The 19641-nt window shown below is 54.1% G+C and carries 12 protein-coding genes and 1 pseudogene; 3 read left to right on the top strand and 10 right to left on the bottom strand.

From position 1 onward, the window contains the following. From O6D90_RS06240 to O6D90_RS06225, 4 genes are all read right to left on the bottom strand, one after another. A complete protein-coding gene (locus O6D90_RS06240) occupies positions 1 to 999 on the bottom strand; it encodes an ABC transporter permease (RefSeq protein ID WP_016157155.1) in 999 nt (332 codons plus the stop codon). A gap of 27 nt (positions 1000 to 1026) precedes the next feature. Then, complete coding sequence (locus O6D90_RS06235; protein ID WP_088583052.1) at positions 1027 to 2544, bottom strand: sugar ABC transporter ATP-binding protein; 1518 nt, start codon at positions 2542 to 2544, stop codon at positions 1027 to 1029. Positions 2545 to 2574: 30 nt separating this feature from the next. Continuing rightward, a complete protein-coding gene (locus O6D90_RS06230) occupies positions 2575 to 3558 on the bottom strand; it encodes a substrate-binding domain-containing protein (protein ID WP_016157157.1) in 984 nt (327 codons plus the stop codon). 139 nt (positions 3559 to 3697) lie between these two features. After that, positions 3698 to 6979 (bottom strand): DUF5107 domain-containing protein, encoded by a 3282-nt coding sequence (locus O6D90_RS06225; RefSeq protein WP_016157158.1) that lies wholly within the window; start codon positions 6977 to 6979, stop codon positions 3698 to 3700. Between the two features lie 115 nt (positions 6980 to 7094). On the opposite strand from O6D90_RS06225, the gene O6D90_RS06220 reads away from it, so the two are divergent. Continuing rightward, positions 7095 to 8288 (top strand): ROK family transcriptional regulator, encoded by a 1194-nt coding sequence (locus O6D90_RS06220; protein ID WP_016157159.1) that lies wholly within the window; start codon positions 7095 to 7097, stop codon positions 8286 to 8288. 58 nt (positions 8289 to 8346) lie between these two features. Here O6D90_RS06220 and glyA read toward each other — a convergent pair whose 3' ends face one another. Then, positions 8347 to 9600: a serine hydroxymethyltransferase gene (gene glyA / locus O6D90_RS06215; RefSeq protein ID WP_016157160.1), complete on the bottom strand. Its 1254-nt coding sequence runs from the start codon at positions 9598 to 9600 to the stop codon at positions 8347 to 8349. A gap of 326 nt (positions 9601 to 9926) precedes the next feature. On the opposite strand from glyA, the gene hmpA reads away from it, so the two are divergent. Both hmpA and O6D90_RS26305 read left to right on the top strand, forming a co-directional pair. Then, positions 9927 to 11117 carry an NO-inducible flavohemoprotein gene (gene hmpA, locus O6D90_RS06210; protein WP_016157161.1) on the top strand — a complete coding sequence of 397 codons (1191 nt, stop codon included), beginning with the start codon at positions 9927 to 9929 and terminating at the stop codon, positions 11115 to 11117. 3 nt (positions 11118 to 11120) lie between these two features. Continuing rightward, positions 11121 to 11216: pseudogene (locus O6D90_RS26305) on the top strand (hypothetical protein); the annotation flags it as partial. Here the strand turns inward: O6D90_RS26305 and glnB are convergent. The 5 genes from glnB to purL all read right to left on the bottom strand — a co-directional run bounded on the left by glnB (position 11213) and on the right by purL (position 19590). Next, positions 11213 to 11551 carry a nitrogen regulatory protein P-II gene (gene glnB, locus O6D90_RS06205; protein ID WP_002914032.1) on the bottom strand — a complete coding sequence of 113 codons (339 nt, stop codon included), beginning with the start codon at positions 11549 to 11551 and terminating at the stop codon, positions 11213 to 11215. The pseudogene O6D90_RS26305 and the gene glnB sit on opposite strands and share 4 nt — an antisense overlap. A gap of 60 nt (positions 11552 to 11611) precedes the next feature. Continuing rightward, a complete protein-coding gene (gene glrR / locus O6D90_RS06200) occupies positions 11612 to 12946 on the bottom strand; it encodes a two-component system response regulator GlrR (RefSeq protein ID WP_304412487.1) in 1335 nt (444 codons plus the stop codon). Beyond that, positions 12946 to 13689 carry a two-component system QseEF-associated lipoprotein QseG gene (gene qseG, locus O6D90_RS06195; protein ID WP_016157162.1) on the bottom strand — a complete coding sequence of 248 codons (744 nt, stop codon included), beginning with the start codon at positions 13687 to 13689 and terminating at the stop codon, positions 12946 to 12948. Before qseG ends, glrR begins: the two co-directional genes overlap by 1 nt. 22 nt (positions 13690 to 13711) lie before the next feature. Further along, positions 13712 to 15142: a two component system sensor histidine kinase QseE/GlrK gene (qseE, locus tag O6D90_RS06190; RefSeq protein WP_049282310.1), complete on the bottom strand. Its 1431-nt coding sequence runs from the start codon at positions 15140 to 15142 to the stop codon at positions 13712 to 13714. Between the two features lie 560 nt (positions 15143 to 15702). Further along, positions 15703 to 19590: a phosphoribosylformylglycinamidine synthase gene (gene purL, locus O6D90_RS06185; RefSeq protein ID WP_016157164.1), complete on the bottom strand. Its 3888-nt coding sequence runs from the start codon at positions 19588 to 19590 to the stop codon at positions 15703 to 15705. Between the last annotated feature and the right edge of the window lie 51 nt (positions 19591 to 19641).

Below are 19641 nucleotides of genomic sequence, written 5' to 3'. Positions count from 1 at the left end.
TTAATGTTTAAGTTTACTGTTACGTTGGGTCAGCAATATATTCGCCAGCACTGCCACCACAATAATTAGTCCGCGAACAACCTGCTGGAAGAAAGAGTTAATTCCCAGCAGCACCAGTCCATTACCAATAAGGGTAATCACCAGTACGCCTAATAAAGTGCCAAACAGTGAACCGCGACCGCCGGACAGCGCGGTGCCTCCGACCACAACCGCCGCAATGACGTCAAACTCCAGTCCATTTGCCGCCCCCGCATTACCTGAGCCAAGCCTGGCGGCCAACAGAATCCCGGTAATGGCAGCCAGCAAACCGGAGAGCGTAAAAATCAAAATACGCACCCGCTTAACGTTAATCCCGCAAAGCTGCGCGGCGGTCGCATTCCCGCCGGTGGCAAAAACGGAGCGACCAAACGCAGTCTTGCGGCTGATAAAGACAAAGATGACGAACAGAATCAGCATAATGAGCGCCGACACCGGGATGCCAAAAAGCTGCCCACCGAGCCATTCCAGCACCTCATTTTCATCAATCGGTACCGGAAGCGCGTTGGTCATAAACAGTCCCATACCGCGTAAGGCGCTCCACAAACCTAATGTGGCCACGAAGCTTGGAACGCTAAATACGCCACGCAATACGCCAGCAAGCGTGCCCAGCGCGGCGCCCAGAATTAACACCATCAGGCAGGCAAGGCTAAGCGGCACCTGAAACTGTAACAGGAAGGCCAGACAGACGGAGATAAACGCCACCATCGGCCCAACACTCACGTCTATCTCACCGGAAATAATAATGAGCGTCATTGCCCATGCGGCAATCCCAATCGTCGCGGCATCCCGGAGGACGTTCATTTGGTTATTTAACGAAATAAATCCTGGCGCGTTCAATGAAAATACCAGATATAAAATAGCAATAACCACCAGCAAACCAATTTCATTAATATGATTGCTAATAAATTGCTTTGGCGCGGTACTTTTGCCTTGCGGCAGCGTTAATGATGAGGCAGACATCTGTTATTTCCTCAATAAACGTAATGGCTAGTGCGTGGATAGAATGGCCGACATTAATTCATCGACATTTACAGGGGCTAAAAGCTCGCGGGTAAATTCGCCGTTTTGCAGCAGCAAAATACGATCGCAAACTAAAGGCAGTTCTTCTATTTCGCTGGAAATGAAGATGACACTTTTTCCTTCTGCGGCCAGCTCACGCACGATACGATATATCTGCTGTTTGGCTTCGATATCGACGCCGCGCGTCGGCTCATCAAGGAGCAAAATTTCGCTTTCGGCATATACCCAGCGTCCAATGACCACCTTTTGCTGATTGCCGCCCGATAACGTCCCGATTGCGGTCTGCGTATTTGCCGCTTTTACCGTCATCCTGCTCATCACCGCCGCCGTCAGCGCCTGGATCCGCTGCCAGTTCAACACGCCACGCTGACTCACCTTGTGTCGGTTGGTCATTACCGTGTTTTCATCCACACCCAGTAGCGGAATGATCCCCGCTTCTTTACGGTTTTCCGGGGTATAGCCCACGCCGCTTTTGAGCATTGCGGCATAATCAGGCTGCGAAATATTCACGCCGTTCAGCGTGATTTCTCCGCGGGAAAATGACTCTAATCCAATGATTGCCTTGAGTAATTCGCTACGGCCCGATCCCAGCAGACCTGCAATCCCCAGGACTTCGCCCCGGTGCAGCGTAAAGCTAATATTATGTAGCTTTGGCGGATGGCATAATTGCGCAACCTGCAGAACCGGAGTCGTTAGCGAGATGCCGGGTTTAACCCGCGGGAGATCGATATGTTCCCTGCCCAGCATCAACGATACGATTTCCTGAGTGGTCGTGCTCTCCAGCGTAACATCCCCGGCGACCTGACCATCGCGCATGATCGTTGCGCAAGAGGCGATACGGCGGATCTCCTCCATGCGATGACTGACATAAATCACGGCGACGCCCAGCGCTGACATCCGTTTTACCGCGTTGATCACCAACTCAACTTCCGCATTAGCCAGCGAGCTGGTCGGTTCATCGAGAATAACCACCTGCGGCTGGCCTTTCATTACACGGGCAATCTCCACCAGTTGCTTTTGTGCCGGACTCAACGTCCCGACTAAAGCATCGGGTGGAACATCAACACCGAGAGCCGCCAGTGCCTCTGTCGCCTGGCGAGCCATCATAGTCTGATTAATCATGCCATTACGACGCGGCCATTGACCAAGACAGAGATTTTCAGCAACCGTCAATCCCTCAACCAGACTCAGCTCCTGGTATACGGCTCTGACCCCCAACTCCGCTGCGCGTCGCGTCAGCGTGGCATCGCTGCCCTCAAGGCGGGTTCCACCCAACCAAATTTCGCCGCTATCAGGACTTTCACTGCCGGTCAGCATACGAATGAGCGTGGACTTTCCCGCGCCATTTTTCCCCAATAGCGCCCGAACCTCACCTTTTGAGAGCATAAAATTCACGTTATCCAGCGCCACGACGCCGGGATAACGCTTATTTCCTGCGACTATCTTCGCGACCGGTGTCGACGTTTTTTCACTTGCTGTCATCACATCTCTACCTCAGTTAACGGACAAGAGTCATCAAGGCAGACCGTCGACATGCGTAGTCAGCCACTGCTTACCATCTTCAGATTTAACGTAGGTATCGATGTCCACAGGGATGATTTTGTTTGCCTGTGGGGTTTTATTAATCACATTCATGGTTTGTGCGAAAACGGCATTGCCCATTTTCTTACCCGAAATGTCGACAACGGCTTTCAGCACCTGATAGCTTTGCAATTCCTGAGCGATTTCCGTTGTCATATCCGAGCCGAACACGGCAATTTTGCCCGCTTTCCCTTGATTGCGGACCGCTTTAACCGCACCCAGCGTCGCCCCGCCGGACTCCCCCATAATGGCGTCCAGACTGGATGAGGAGATAATCAGCTTTTCGCCCACAGAGATGGCTTTATCGAGAACAGTTCCTTCCTGATTCGCGACAATCTGCATATCCGGAACGCGTGCTTTTAGCGCCTCTTCAAAGCCTTTACGCCGCTGCACACAGACCTCGAACGCTTCACAGTTAATTATCGCAATTTTTGGGGCACTGATTTTTTGTGCAATAAAATAATCAGCCGCGGCCTCCCCCAGCTTTTTACCAAATTCAACCGGATCGCCAACCAGGTAGGCAGAGACATACTTGTCCACGCCTTTATCATTGATACAGGTGTTGTAGCAAATCACCGGAATACCGGCTTCACTGGCCCGGCGAACCGCGCGGCTGCTGCCGTTTTCTGAAACGGCAGAGAGAATAATGGCGTCCACGTTGCGCGCGACCAGCGTATCGATAAACGAACTCTCTTTGGAAATATCGCCCTGAGCATTGGTTTCAATGAGCTGAATTTTTGCCTGATTCTCTAGTGCCGCATCCTGAACGCCCTGACGTACGCCAGCGTAATACCCCTGAGTATCAAGGTAGATTGCACCGACGGTAATCTCTTTCTCTGCGCTAAAGCCGGGGAATGAAATACTCAACAACGTTAACAGTAAATATGAAAAAAATGAGACTACCTTATTTTTAGACATACGTGCCTCCTGTAGGGTCAGGCATTTATTGTTGTTTAGCTTCGGCGGAACATAAGCGTCCGCCGGGCGATTTCACATATTCTAAACATCCCGAAGAAAGCGGCGGGTCAGGCCGCTCAAAGATTACAGTAAACGTTCTTTAGTTAATGAGGTGCAGCACGAAGGGCATTGTCTGTCGAAACAGCGCAGCTTTCGCCCAGGCGGGATTGAGCGCTTCCAGCTCAGATAGCGCCTGCTCGTAGCTTGCTCCGCCGCCCAGTCCTGCCGTCGCCAGGGAGCGCACAAGCAAACATTTCTCCTGATGCTGCTTTTGGATATCGGCATATAACGAGAGGAGATCGGGTTGGGATACCGCGAAGAAATCGGCCTCCACCTGCTCAGCCTCCATGTGTTGCGACCATTGCAGCATATCGTTGAAAAGCTGGTGGCTGGCCGCATTTTCACCCGTCATCCGCAAGGCAATACCTTGCCAGAAGAGGTAATCCACCGGCTGATCGTTGTAGTAGCTATGAATGTTGATCGTCCGATCGCCCCGCGCCGCTTTCTGGAAACACTCGACAGCACGTTCTTCCATACCCTGCTGCCGGGCGCAAATCCCCAGCCAGAACCAGATATCGTTATCGGTCTGACCCGGCAACCGTCCTTCGCTGAGGTTATCCGGGTAGTGCAGCGCGGCAGTCAGCAACGCTTCAGCCTGCTGCGGACGCTGGTGCTGAATATGCTGCCAGGCTCGCAAAAGGTGATTGATAATAAACTGACTGGTTATTTTTCCTTCGCCACCTTCCCAGGGATGAAACTTACGCGAAGAAAGGATCCCGGCCGCGTGATCCGTTTTCCCGGCGAGATGCCAAAGATGCAGCAGCTCCGCCGTTAAATCGTCGCGTTTCAGTGCCGTAGCGAGATTTGCCTCCAGCCGGGCAAGGCGTTTGCCTGGCTCTGCGGCAGTGAGCTTATCCAGCAGATCGCGCTCAAACAAAAGACGAGCGTCTTGCGGTTGTTGCTCACACGCTTTATCCAGATACGCCGTCGCCAGACTGGCATCAGACAGTTTATTCCACGCATGAATCGCCAGCCCTCGCCAGGCATCAGCAAAATCAGGGGCCATCTCAACACAGCGCTGCCACAGGTGAGTCGCTTTCTCATAGTTACGCCGGCTGTAGTGAAAGCAGGCGAGCAGGTGCTGAGCAAAATAGCACTCTGTGACATTTTCCAGCGCCGCCACTTCCGGCAGCAGATTGGGAAAACGCACAAAGTCAGGAAACACCTCGCGCGCGCGGTTTATCAGCGCAAGGCGCTCATTCCCCTCGCTCAAACTGGCTTGCAAATAGAGCGGTAGCGTTTTCTGGCAGTTAAGCGCGGTCAGGACGGCTTTCGCCCGCTCAGTCATTCCCCAGTCCAGCAATAATCCGGCGGTCTGCAAGGCGTTAATATCCCGCGACTGGCAGACGCCCACCCAGCGGGCCATGTCCGATTCGGCTGCAGAGATCGTCGCTTTCACCCACCAGAAAGTGGGATTCAGCGGATAGTCGCGCAGCAGGTTTTCGGTCAGTTGCAGTGCCTCGCCATGACGACCGGTGAGGTGCAGTAATAATGTTTCGAGAGACAGCACATCCTGGTTGGTCTGACACGCCAGCAGACTCTGCCGACAAAAATTCAGGGCATCATCGTAACGCTCATTTCGCGTAGCCAGCCTGGCAAGCCCATAATATCCGCCCGCTTTGCTGTTACCACTCCACACTGCGCGCCAAAAATCCTCCTGCGCATCGTGCCATTGCTGTAGCCGTTCTCTGGCGCTGGCGCGGATCAGGCTTGCCTGCCCGCACTGCGGATTTTTGTTCAGGCGATGCGCACGCGCCAACGCCTGAGTGGCATAATCGCTCGCTCGTACGTAGTCGGCGCGATTATATTCCAGCATCGCCAGCGCCAGATTGCAGCGGTAATCCAATGGATCCAGTTCAAGGCCGCGAAGGTAATAGTCGAAAGGTGAACGGCTGGCGTGGTGATATTGCTCCAGATGCTGGCCGATAAACCACGCCTCATCCACGCTGCCGATCTTATCCGCACTTAGCGGGGCTTTCGCCACTTCCGGCAGCGGTATCTCCTGCGGCTGATGTTCCTGATAACGCAATACGCTCCTGCCGTGGCGATCGGAAAGCGTTATCGTCAGACGAGCGGGATTAATCCCGGTTAACGCCCCCTGCACAACGGCGCATGGCATCAGCTCAATCACTTCATCCAGCAGCGGCTGCGGGTTCCCCTCTTCGCAAAGGGTAAGACGGTGGGCGGAGAGAGGAGAAATGGCATACACCCCCCAGGCAATCCCCTCGTCATCACGCTGTAGTTTAATCACCGCATCGCGCGAGGCGTTCTGTACCATGCCCAGCGAGTGGTAAGGCAGGAAGTATTGCTCAAAACGCTTTTCTTCAAATGGGTCAAGCCAGGTAAAATCCGGTTGGTTATCGGCAAAAATACCGGTCATCAGTTCGATATAAGGCCCATTCTCATCGGTCAGATTTTTATCCCATGCCTGACCAAATTCGCTATACCCCCAGCTCCACTGTTTTTTCCCCGGCGCGATATGATGATCCGCAACATGCAGAAGCCCGCCATTTTCATCATGGCACCAGGCGCCGACAAAATCGTATTCTGACTTTTCCGCCATGTAGGAGGTCGGTACCGGAACATTTTTATAGCGAGAGATATCAACACCCGCCGAATAGTCCACCTTGTAATACGTTCCGGTGGCGATCGGGAAGGCTGAAACCGCACGTTTGCCGTGATCAAACACCGCGGTGACATCCGGTGGAAAGACGCTTTGATGCCCGTCGCCACCTTTCACTGCCGGATTCGCCCACCATAAGAAATGACGCGGCGTGGCATTGCTGTTGTAGACGCGACTGCCAATCTCCAGCGCTGCACGTTGCGGGCGCAGAGTAAATCCGGTCATCACCTGCAGCCCATGCATCGGCTCCGTCTCGCCAACCCACACTGTTTTTGAGCCATCGTCATTTTCGCTAATCGTAAAATCCACCGGCATATACGTAGTGGGTCGATGGTGCTGCGGCCAGTTGAACTCGATCCCCCCGGAGATCCACGGACCAAGCAGCCCCACCAGCGCGGGTTTGATAACGTCATTGTGATAAACGAAATCACGCTGCCTCACCTTATCCCATGCGCGATGCACGCGGCCCCCGAGCTGGGGCAGGATCATGATTTTGATATAATCATTTTCCAGCCATACCGCCTGCCAGGCCTTTAACGTTTTATCCTCGCTCAGCGTATCCGTCACACCGTAGGGATATACGGCCCCGGAAGACCCCTGATAAACCCGATTCTCCAGAAACATGGGATGTACATCCTGCGCCCCCGTTTCATAGGTCGGAATATGTACCGTCTCCTGCCAAACGTTTACTGAACTCATAACGCCCTCAAAGTTAACAAGACATACTGGAGTGAAATAATGAGAGCAGTGTAATGGACAGAATTACGGGTTTTACGCACAATAATCACGCAATTTAGTTAACAAGGTTTAGTGTATGAAAGCCTGCATTAATAATCAGCAAATTCGCCATTACAACAAGGGTGTGCTGCTGGAGTACCTGTATCGCAAGAAACGAGCCAGCAAATCGACCCTCGCCCGACTGGCACAAATCTCGATTCCTGCCGTCAGCAATATTCTTCAGGAGCTGGAGGAAGAGGGACGCGTCGTAAATGTACCGGACGACCATCTGTCACGCGGCCATAGCAGCGGTGCCTGGCTTATCGCCCCGGAGGGTGACTGGACCTTATGCATGAACATCACGCCAACCAGTATCGAGTGCCAGCTTGGCAACGCCTGTCTGAGTCCAAAAGGCGACGTTGAATACCATGCGATTGACGCCCCCCATCCCCAGGCATTACTCGCGGCCATTGAGAAATGCTGGCATCAGTACCGTAAAAATTGGCCTAATCGAAAAATCAATCTGGCGTTGGCGGTTCATGGACAGGTTGATGCGGGAACGGGCGTATCGCAGACGATGCCACAGGCGCCCTGGAAACAGCCCGTGGAATTGAAATACCTGCTGGAAGAAAAACTCAACGTGCGCGTCATGGTCGATAACGATTGTGTGATGCTGGCGCTGGCGGAAAAATGGCAAAACGACGGTCAGTATCGGGACTTTTGCGTCATCAATGTCGATTATGGTATTGGCTCCTCATTTGTTATCAACGACCAGGTATGGCGCGGCAGTCTCTACGGCAGCGGACAAATCGGGCACACGATTATCAACCCTGATGGCGTAGCCTGCGATTGTGGTCGATACGGTTGTCTGGAAACCGTAGCGTCCCTCAGCGCGCTAAAAAAACAGGCGAGAATGTGGTTAAAAACGCGCCCCGATCTCGCTGATAATCCTGAAGCACTAACCATTGATGCCTTGATTGAAAAATGGCAACAGGGGGATTTACGCCTTCATGCCTGGGTTGAAGACTCGGCCAACGCCATCGGACTTAGTCTCTACAACTTCCTGAATACCTTAAATATAAATAATATTTTGTTATACGGTCGCAGCTGTGGCTTTGGGGAAGAGTGGCTGAATATCATCATCAGGCAGACGGGATTTAACCCCTTTGATCATCGTGACGCGACTCGCACCAGAGCAACCCAAATCGGCTTTGGCAAGCTGAGCCGCGCACAACAGCTGATGGGAATTGGTTATCTGTATGTGGAGGAGCAACTACAGACGATTCGTTGACCGGGATGAGCATTAAAAAAGGCCGCATCAGCGGCCTTTCGTTTTGCGTTAAGCAGAATTACGCGTAAACCGGGAAGCGTGCGCAGATATCCAGAACTTTACCTTTGACGCGCTCGATAACGGCTTCGTCATTGATGTTGTCCAGAACGTCACACATCCAGCCAGCCAGCTCTTTCACTTCCGCTTCTTTAAAGCCACGGCGAGTTACAGCCGGAGAACCGATACGGATACCGGAAGTCACAAACGGGCTCTTCGGATCGTTCGGCACGCTGTTTTTGTTAACAGTGATGTTAGCGCGGCCCAGTGCGGCGTCAGCTTCTTTACCGGTCAGGGTTTTATCAACCAGATCCAGCAGGAACAGGTGGTTTTCAGTACCGCCAGAAACCACTTTGTAGCCACGGTTCAGGAACACTTCTACCATCGCTTTAGCGTTTTTAGCAACCTGCTGCTGGTAAACCTTAAACTCAGGCTCCATCGCTTCTTTCAGCGCCACGGCTTTCGCCGCGATCACGTGCATCAGCGGGCCGCCCTGCGCGCTTGGGAACACCGCGGAGTTCAGCTTTTTGTACAGCTCTTCGTCACCGCCTTTCGCCAGGATCAGGCCGCCGCGCGGACCTGCCAGGGTTTTGTGGGTGGTGGTGGTCACTACGTGTGCGTGTGGAACCGGGTTCGGGTAAACGCCTGCGGCGATCAGGCCCGCAACGTGCGCCATGTCAACGAACAGGTATGCGCCAATGCTGTCGGCGATTTCACGCATTTTTGCCCAGTCAACAACGCCGGAGTAAGCAGAGAAGCCGCCGATGATCATCTTCGGCTTGTGCTCTTTGGCCTGCTTAGCCATATCTTCGTAGTCAATTTTACCGGACTCATCAATACCGTAAGGGATGATGTTGTACAGCTTGCCAGAGAAGTTAACCGGGGAACCGTGAGTCAGGTGGCCGCCTTGCGCCAGGTTCATACCCAGAACGGTATCACCCGGTTGCAGCAGAGCGGTGTAAACAGCGAAGTTAGCCTGGGAGCCGGAGTGCGGCTGTACGTTAGCGTAGTCAGCGCCAAACAGCTCTTTTGCACGATCGATAGCCAATTGCTCAACGATATCAACGTACTCACAACCGCCGTAGTAGCGCTTGCCCGGATAACCTTCAGCGTATTTGTTGGTCAGCTGAGAACCCTGCGCCTGCATAACACGCGGGCTGGTGTAGTTTTCGGAGGCGATCAGTTCGATGTGCTCTTCCTGACGTACTTTTTCCTGCTCCATAGCCTGCCACAGTTCGGCATCATAATCGGCAATGTTCATTTCACGCTTTAACATCCGCATCTCCTGACTCAGCTAACAATAGAATTTCGGCCTAAAAAGGCAGTCCCGTTGGACGACGGCGAACAGTATAACCGAATCATTCTTCGATAACAGGTCTTGACAAAGGATTTTACGCAAACGATTACCTTCACGGCACGCAAGGCTTTGGAGAACAAAGGTCTGCTGAATTTCAACGGATTTCTTTTCAGGTTTGTGATGCATATTTTTCACGATGTAACCTTTACAACGCAAAGTGACAAAGAACCATTTACAATGCAGGGGTATTTTTTATAAGATGTATTTGACATACATCATTAAAATTTCAGATAAAGGAAGACCGTATGCTTGACGCACAAACCATCGCTACAGTGAAAGCCACCATTCCCCTGCTGGTTGAAACAGGCCCGAAGCTGACCGCCCATTTCTACGATCGCATGTTTACGCATAACCCAGAGCTGAAAGAAATCTTCAACATGAGTAACCAGCGTAATGGCGATCAGCGGGAAGCGCTGTTTAACGCTATTGCCGCGTATGCCAGCAATATCGAGAACCTGGCGGCGCTGTTGCCTGCCGTTGAGAAAATCGCGCAGAAGCATACCAGCTTCCAGATTAAACCGGAGCAGTACAACATCGTAGGTGGCCATTTGCTGGCAACGCTGGACGAAATGTTCAGCCCGGGCCAGGAAGTTCTGGATGCATGGGGCAAAGCATACGGCGTGCTGGCGAACGTTTTCATCAACCGTGAAGCGCAGATCTACAGCGAAAATGCCAATAAAAATGGCGGCTGGGAAGGTACCCGTCCTTTCCGCATCGTGGCAAAAACCCCACGCAGTGCGCTTATCACCAGCTTTGAATTTGAACCTGTCGACGGTGGCGCAGTGGCTGAATATCATCCGGGGCAATACCTGGGCGTCTGGCTGAAGCCGGAAGGTTTCCCGCATCAGGAAATTCGTCAGTACTCACTGACCCGTAAACCCGATGGCAAAGGCTACCGTATTGCTGTGAAGCGTGAAGACGGTGGTCAGGTTTCCACCTGGCTGCACACCCATGCGAATGTGGGCGACGTCGTTCACTTAGCCGCACCTGCGGGCGATTTCTTTATGGACGTCGCAACCGATACCCCAGTCTCTCTGATTTCAGCAGGCGTGGGTCAAACCCCGATGCTGGCGATGCTGGATACGCTGGCAAAAGCGAATCATACGGCGCAGGTTAACTGGTTCCACGCGGCAGAAAATGGCGATGTACATGCCTTTGCCGATGAAGTGAATGAACTGGGCAAAACGCTGCCACGCTTTAGCGCACACACCTGGTATCGTGAGCCAACCGAAGCCGATCGCGCGAAAGGTGCGTTTGATAGTATTGGTCTGATGGATTTGAACAAACTGGAAGGCGCAATCAGCGATCCGGCGATGCAGTTTTATCTGTGCGGTCCGGTTGGCTTTATGCAGTTTGCCGCGAAGCAGCTGGTCGGCCTGGGCGTGAAAAACGAGAACATTCATTACGAATGCTTCGGCCCGCATAAAGTCTTGTAATTACTCATGCCTGATGGCGCTGCGCTTATCAGGCCTACGGGATATTGTAGGCCTGATAAGGTGTTTACACCGCCATCCGGCAAGCACGGCGCGGCTTAGATTGCCGCGTCGTCTTCTTCACCGGTGCGAATACGAATCACGCGTGCCACGTCGAAGACAAAAATCTTACCGTCACCGATTTTACCGGTCTGGGCAGTACGAATAATGGTGTCGACGCAGGTATCGACGATGTCGTCGGTGACCACAATTTCAATTTTTACCTTCGGCAGAAAATCCACCATATATTCCGCACCACGGTACAGCTCAGTATGGCCTTTCTGACGGCCAAACCCTTTCACTTCTGTTACAGTCATACCGGTAATGCCGACTTCAGCCAGCGCTTCGCGGACGTCGTCCAGCTTGAAGGGTTTAATAATCGCATCAATCTTTTTCATGCTATTCCTTGAAAAGGTCGCCTGTCTTTTGATCGAATAAAACTAACATAATCCGCAGATTTATTCTTTGAAATCGTTTGCATCCAGCTCATGGCGAGAGAGCAACTTGTAGAATTCGGTGCGGTTGCGCCCCGCCATTCGCGCCGCATGGGTCACATTGCCCTTGGTGATTTGCAACAGCTTACGCAGGTAGTTGAGTTCAAACTGGTTACGCGCTTCAACAAAGGTCGGCAGCGCGGTATTCTCCCCTTCCAGCGCCTGCTCCACCAGCGCGTCGCTGATCACCGGCGAAGAGGTCAACGCCACGCACTGCTCAATCACGTTAACCAACTGACGCACGTTACCAGGCCAACTGGCGGTCATTAGTCGTTTCATGGCATCGGTCGAAAAGGCGCGCACGAACGGTTTGTGTCGTTCAGCAGACTGGCGCAGCAGATGGTTTGCCAGCAGCGGAATATCTTCCGTACGCTCGGCCAGCGCCGGGATCTTCAGGCTCACCACGTTGAGGCGATAGTACAAATCTTCGCGAAATTCCCCCCGAGCCATCGCTTTGGGTAAATCGCGGTGGGTCGCGGAAACGATCCGCACATCAATATCGATATCGCGGTTACTGCCCAGCGGCCTGACTTTTCGCTCCTGCAATACACGTAGCAATTTAACCTGCAACGGCGCGGGCATATCGCCAATCTCATCGAGAAACAGCGTTCCGCCTTCCGCGGCCTGAAACAGCCCTTCACGATTGCTCACCGCGCCGGTAAAGGCGCCGCGCGCATGACCAAACAGTTCGGACTCCAGCAGTTGTTCCGGCAATGCGCCGCAGTTAATGGCAATAAAGGGCTTGTGGCTGCGCGGGCTGGCGTTGTGAATGGCCTGGGCAAAAACTTCTTTCCCAGTTCCGCTTTGGCCGTTGATCAATACGCTTACGTCCGATTGCGCCACCATGCGCGCCTGTTCCAGCAGGCGCAGCATCAGTGGGCTGCGGGTGACGATGGACTCACGCCAGCTGTCATCAGCGGCAGGCGCAGACTGTTCCAACGCCCCGTCGATCGCATGGTATAACGCGTCTTTATCCACCGGCTTAGTGAGAAAGCTGAACACCCCTTGCTGGGTCGCCGCAACGGCGTCGGGGATGGAACCGTGAGCGGTAAGGATAATAACCGGCATTCCCGGCTGCACTTTCTGGATTTCAGTAAACAGCTGCATGCCGTCCATTTCATCCATGCGCAGATCGCTAATAACCAGATCCACTTTTTCACGGTTCAGTACCCGCAACCCTTCCTGCCCGCTTTCTGCGGTTACGACGCTGTAGCCTTCGCTGGTCAGGCGCATTCCAAGTAATTTCAACAGGCCGGGATCGTCATCCACCAGCAGCAGATGCGCGGGCTTACGGCTTATCATGGCGTGACCTCATCGGCAGACGACGCTGCGCCTTCCTCGTTATCAGGTGGGGTGAGTTTATCGTTCCCGTGCGGCGCATCAGGGTTGTAACTACCGGCAGGTTTGCGCGTGGAAAGCTGGCGTTCGATATCGGTCAGATTCTCCAGCTTGCGGGTCGTGAGATCGAGCTGAGACTGCAAGTGTTGTTGCTGCTGACGTAACGTATCAAGATCGCTGTCTGATGCCTGCTGAAGCTTGCTGTAGCGCATACGCTCTTCGGCCAGTTGCAACTGCAACGTCTGACTGCTGCGCCAGACCTGATACAGCGGCCGTACCTGTGGCGGAATTTGCGGGCTTAATGCGTCGAGGCGCGTAACCGTCTCCCGCCTTTCAGGCGGCGTAATGTTGGCGTTATCAAGCAGGATCCCGCGCCTGAAAGCCCCCTGCCAGGTATCAGGCATCATCGTGCTGGCTTCACTACGCGCCTGTACCGGCATCAGGCGATTGGCGCAATCCATCGCCCGCAGCCAGTACAGCGGATTGGTCTCTGTGGGCTGACCAGACAGCGACCAGATATCGCTACAGTCGGTAGCAAGGTAGTCCGCCAGTTGATGAGGCGGAATTTTCTCCTGCGAAGGGTCGCCGATAATATGATTCACCGCGTTCGGGACGCAGCCTACCAGCGCCAGACACGGCAGGCTTGCGAGGATGACGCGACGGAAAAAATGTCGTTTAAGCATTCGGACAACAACGTATGGCATACTCACCAGACTTAGGTTTATTTTAGTGATTTTTCGCTGCAGATAGCGGCAGTTCTATGCGAAAACAAACGTTTTGCGCATGCTCATCAACCAGATACAGTTTGCCCCGCATACGGCGGATGCAATCTCTGGCAATGCTCAGCCCCAACCCGCTTCCTTTTACCGCCCCTTTTCGCTGATGGCTACCCTGGAAAAAAGGCTCGAAGATCATGGTCTGTTCTGCTTCTGGAATCGGTGTGCCGGTATTCATTACATCAATGTATACCATTGAGCCATGCAAACTGCTGCGGATCCAAATGTTACCGGATTCAGCGCCATAGTGCACCGCATTGGAATAAAGATTGTCCAGCACGCTCATCAATAGCATCGGTTCTGCCAGGCAGGCGTTCACCGCAAGCGCAACATCAGTATGTATCATTTTGGCGCGAGCGGGCAGGCTATGTGCAGAAACAACGCTTTCCACTAGCGGCGCGATTTCCACACGTTCAAGCTCAACCTCGTCATCCGCCAGCTTGCGGTTGTAATCGAGCAGTTGCTCAATCAGTTTTTGCAGGTTGCGGCTACTGTCATCAAGAATACCGACCACCTCTTTTTGCTCTGGCGTTAACGGCCCAACGACCTGATCGGCTAACAGCTCGGTACCTTCGCGCATGCTCGCCAGAGGCGTTTTTAGCTCATGGGACAGGTGGCGTAAAAACTGATGTCGTTGTGACTCTAGCCAGGAGAGACGTTCGCTCAGCCAGATAATGCGCTGGCCCACGGACCGCAGCTCCCGGGGTCCCGTAAATAATACGCTATCGCCCAGCGAGCGCCCTTCCCCCAGACGATTGATCATTTTTTCTATGCCCTTCACCGGACCGATTATCATGCGGGTAAACAGCAACACCATCGCCAGGCTGACAAGAAACAGCACCAGCGCCTGCCAGCCAAAGAACTGCCCACGTTCGGCGATTTCCTGCTGTAGCTGCTGCCCACGAGAAAAGACGACCGTGCGCGTCGCTTGTACCATTTCAGTATTGGCACTGGCGAAAGCGTCCAGCCGCGCCGCCGCCACGCTATCAGGACCACTGTTGGTGCACTGTAACTGCGCGAGATCGTTGAGGTCCTGACGCAGTGCCTGATAAAGCTTGGTATCCGGCAACACGCCCGCATGCGCATCCAGCATGTCGCTGTAGCGTTTACGTTGGCTCTGGTAAACCTTAGCCAGCGTTGGGTCATCAAGCACACAGTATTGCCGGTAGCTACGCTCCATCTCCAGCGCGGCATTGGTCATCGCTTCACTGCGTCTGGCGTCAATCAGCGTGGTTTGGTTCGTCAGCGCCGCCTGCGCGCTCAGGGCATTCAGACTTTGCCACGCCTGCCAGGCCAAAACTAACAACGGCAGCAGGATAAGCAAAAATGCCAACGTAACCAATTGACGTAAAGATCGGGGGAAAACAGACCAGCGCTTCAAGGCGTTACTCTCAATGGACAGGAATAGGTTGATGCTAACTGAGGGGAACGTCAGATACAACAAAGCCGGGATTAACCCGGCTTTGTTGTGGAATAAGGCGGTGCCTAACTCGACGTTTCGCCCGAAGGTTGATATGAGCGATGCTAATATCAGATGTTGGACGGCAGGCACCTTGTTGTGCGTCATTCGAAGTTTATGTAGCACGTCCCGAAGGGGCTGACATAAGAAGGTGAATGAGCCACTGGGCAATATTATGCAGCATCTGTGCCAATATTCAAAACACTTTATTAACACAATGATAAATATAGAAAATGTTCTTATTCACATGAAAAATAATTTTGGCTATTTTTCACCCTTACTGTCGCCAATCAGCAACACTTGCAGCACTTAAAAACAAATTCATTGTAAATCATATAATTAAATGTCTCTTTTTAGCGACAACGTAACCCCACCTATGTCGGGATTTCCCGACACTTAAACGCATTGTCGGATAGCGGCATACAAAATGACAGACAAAAAAAAGCCCCTTACACAGAGGGGCTTAAAGGTTATCGAGCTGATTACCCGAGCTGTTTACGCGCGTTGCGGAAGATACGCATCCACGGGCTGTCCTCGCCCCAGTTTTCCGGGTGCCAGGAGTTGCTCACGGTACGGAATACGCGTTCCGGGTGCGGCATCATAATGGTGACGCGACCATTTTCAGTAGTAACGGCAGTAATTCCGTTCGGCGAACCGTTCGGGTTAGCCGGGTAGGTCTCGGTCACCTTACCGAAGTTATCAACGTAGCGCAGCGCCACCAGTCCCTTACTCTCCAGCGCGGCCAGATGCGCGCCGTCACGCACTTCCACACGGCCTTCACCGTGAGAAACGGCAATCGGCATCATCGAACCAACCATATCGGCAAGCAGTAAAGACGGGCTTTGCGTCACTTCGACCAGGCTGAAGCGGGCTTCAAAACGATCGGAGTGGTTACGCACAAAGCGTGGCCACAGCTCGCTTCCCGGGATCAGTTCACGCAGGTTAGACATCATCTGGCAACCGTTACACACCCCGAGCGCCAGCGTTTGCGGGCGATGGAAGAAGGTTTCGAACTCATCACGGACGCGGTTGTTGAACAGAATCGACTTCGCCCAGCCTTCCCCTGCGCCGAGCACATCGCCGTAAGAGAAACCGCCACAGGCTACCAGCGCCTGGAAGTTACCCAGACCGATGCGTCCGCCCAGCAGGTCGCTCATATGCACATCGATGGCGTCAAAGCCCGCACGGTGGAAGGCAGCAGCCATTTCAACGTGGGAGTTCACGCCCTGCTCGCGCAGCACGGCCACTTTTGGACGCGCGCCGGTAGCGATGTACGGGGCGGCAACATCTTCGTTGATATCAAACGACAGTTTAACGTTGAGGCCAGGATCGGCATCGTTGGTTTTCGCGTCGTGTTCCTGATCGGCACACTCCGGGTTGTCGCGCAGACGCTGCATCTGCCAGGTGGTTTCCGCCCACCACATGCGCAGCGTGGTGCGGCTTTCGCTGAACACCGGCTGACCGTTGGCGCTCAGGGTGAAACGGTCACCCGTTACCGCCTGGCCAAGATAGTGCACGCAATCTGCCAGGCCATGTTGTGCCAGCAACACCTCAACCGCTTCACGGTCAGCAGCGCGAACCTGGATCACTGCGCCCAGCTCTTCATTAAACAGCGCCGCCAGACGATCGTCACCCAACGAGTGGATATCAGCGTCAATACCGCAGTGACCGGTGAAGGCCATTTCCGCCAGCGTAACCAGCAGTCCGCCGTCGGAACGGTCATGGTAGGCCAGCAGCTTACGCTGCGCGACCAGCGCCTGAATGGCGTCGTAGAAGCCTTTCAGTTGCTCAACGTTACGCACGTCGGCAGGCTTGTCGCCCAGTTGACGATAAACCTGTGCCAGCGCCGTCGCGCCCAGCGCGTTGTGACCCAGACCGAGGTCAATCAGCAGCAGGGCGTTGTCTTCAGTAGAGAGCTGTGGGGTTATCGTGCGGCGCACGTCTTCCACGCGGGCAAAGGCGGTGATCACCAGCGACAGCGGCGAAGTCATTTCACGCTGCTCATTACCTTCCTGCCAGCGGGTTTTCATCGACATAGAGTCTTTGCCCACCGGAATAGTCAGGCCAAGCGCCGGACATAATTCTTCCCCAACGGCTTTTACCGCTTCGTACAGCCCGGCATCTTCACCGGGGTGACCCGCAGCCGCCATCCAGTTAGCCGACAGTTTAATGCGTTTGATATCGCCAATCTGCGTTGCCGCAATGTTAGTCAGCGCTTCACCTACCGCCAGACGCGCAGAGGCCGAGAAATCCAGTAGCGCAACTGGCGCACGCTCACCGATAGACATCGCTTCACCGTAGTAGCTATCCAGGCTTGCGGTGGTGACCGCGCAGTTGGCTACCGGGATCTGCCACGGACCAACCATCTGGTCACGCGCCACCATGCCGGTAACGGTACGGTCGCCGATCGTCACGAGGAACGTTTTCTCAGCGACAGTCGGCAGATGCAGCACGCGGTTAACCGCATCTGCAATCGAGATTTCGCCACGATTCAGGGCGTCGCCTTTGGCTTTCAGCGTCTGCACATCGCGGGTCATTTTCGGGGTTTTACCCAGCAGCACATCAAGCGGCATGTCGATCGGCTGGTTATCGAAGTGGCTGTCGCTCAGTGTGAGATGCTGTTCTTCAGTGGCCTCACCGATCACCGCATACGGCGCGCGCTCGCGCTTACACAGTTCGTCAAACAGCGGTAGCTGGTCAGCGGCAACCGCCAGCACATAACGCTCCTGGGATTCGTTACACCAGATTTCCAGCGGGCTCATACCCGGCTCGTCGCTAAGGATATCGCGCAGCTGGAACTTACCGCCGCGACCGCCATCGCTTACCAACTCCGGCATGGCGTTAGACAGACCGCCTGCGCCAACGTCATGGATAAACAGGATCGGGTTCGCATCGCCCATCTGCCAGCAGCGGTCGATAACTTCCTGGCAACGACGCTCCATTTCCGGGTTGTCGCGCTGTACCGAAGCGAAATCAAGATCGGCATCAGACTGGCCGGAAGCCATAGAGGAGGCCGCCCCGCCGCCAAGCCCGATGTTCATCGCCGGGCCGCCGAGGACGATCAGCTTGGCGCCAACGACGATCTCACCTTTTTGCACGTGATCGGCACGGATGTTACCGATCCCGCCCGCCAGCATGATCGGTTTATGGTAACCGCGTAGCTCTTCGCCGTTGTGGCTGTTGACCTTTTCTTCGTAGGTGCGGAAGTAGCCGGTCAGCGCCGGGCGACCGAATTCGTTGTTAAACGCCGCGCCGCCCAACGGACCTTCGGTCATGATATCGAGCGCGGTAACAATACGGTCCGGCTTACCAAAGTCTTCTTCCCACGGCTGTTCAAAGCCAGGAATACGCAGGTTGGAAACGGAGAAGCCCACCAGCCCGGCTTTCGGTTTTGCACCGCGACCGGTTGCACCCTCGTCGCGGATTTCGCCGCCGGAGCCGGTAGCCGCGCCCGGCCACGGAGAGATAGCCGTCGGGTGGTTGTGGGTTTCAACCTTCATCAGGATGTGGGCTGGCTCCTGATGGAAATCGTAGCGGCCGGTTTTGTGGTCGGCAAAGTAGCGGCCCACTTCAGAACCTTCCATTACCGCGGCGTTGTCTTTATAGGCAGACAGCACGTGGTCCGGCGTGGTTTCGAAAGTGTTTTTAATCATCTTGAACAGCGACTTGGGCTGCTGTTTACCGTCGATAACCCAGTCGGCGTTAAAAATTTTGTGGCGGCAGTGCTCGGAGTTAGCCTGCGCAAACATGTACAGTTCAATGTCGTTCGGGTTGCGTCCCAGTTTGGTAAACGCATCCTGCAGATAGTCGATTTCGTCTTCCGCCAGCGCCAGACCCAGACGCAGGTTAGCGTCGATCAGCGCCTGGCGTCCCTCACCCAGCAGATCAACACTGGAGACCGGCGCAGGCTGGTGATGGACAAACAGTTTTTCGGCATCGTTCAGCGCAGAGAAAACCGTTTCCATCATGCGGTCGTGCAGTTCGTCGGCAACCATCTGCCACTGCTCAGCGGTCAGCGTAGAGGCTTCTACATACCAGGCAATGCCACGTTCCAGACGGCTAATCTGTTGCAGGCCGCAGTTGTGGGCAATATCAGTCGCTTTAGAAGACCACGGGGAGATGGTGCCAGGGCGAGGCGTAACCAGCAGCAGTTTGCCTTCAGGGGCATGGCTGTGAAGAGCAGGACCATATTTCAGCAGGCGTACAAGCTGGGCGTGCTCATCCTCATTCAACGGTGCATTCAGATCGGCAAAATGGACGTACTCGGCGTAAATATTGTGGACCTGGAGGTTGGCAGCCTGAAAACGTGCCAGCAGTTTGTTAATACGGAATGCAGACAGTGCAGGTGAACCACGCAGAATTTCCATCATAAGTCTCTCGTCTTCTAAGCTTTCGGTGTGCCCAAGTGGGGGAAACGGGCG

Source organism: Citrobacter sp. 21OH12SH02A-Citro (assembly GCF_027919895.1).
Classification (GTDB): domain Bacteria; phylum Pseudomonadota; class Gammaproteobacteria; order Enterobacterales; family Enterobacteriaceae; genus Citrobacter; species Citrobacter braakii.
The sequence above is the reverse complement of the archived record's forward strand: the minus strand, read 5'-3'. Positions and strand labels throughout refer to the sequence as shown.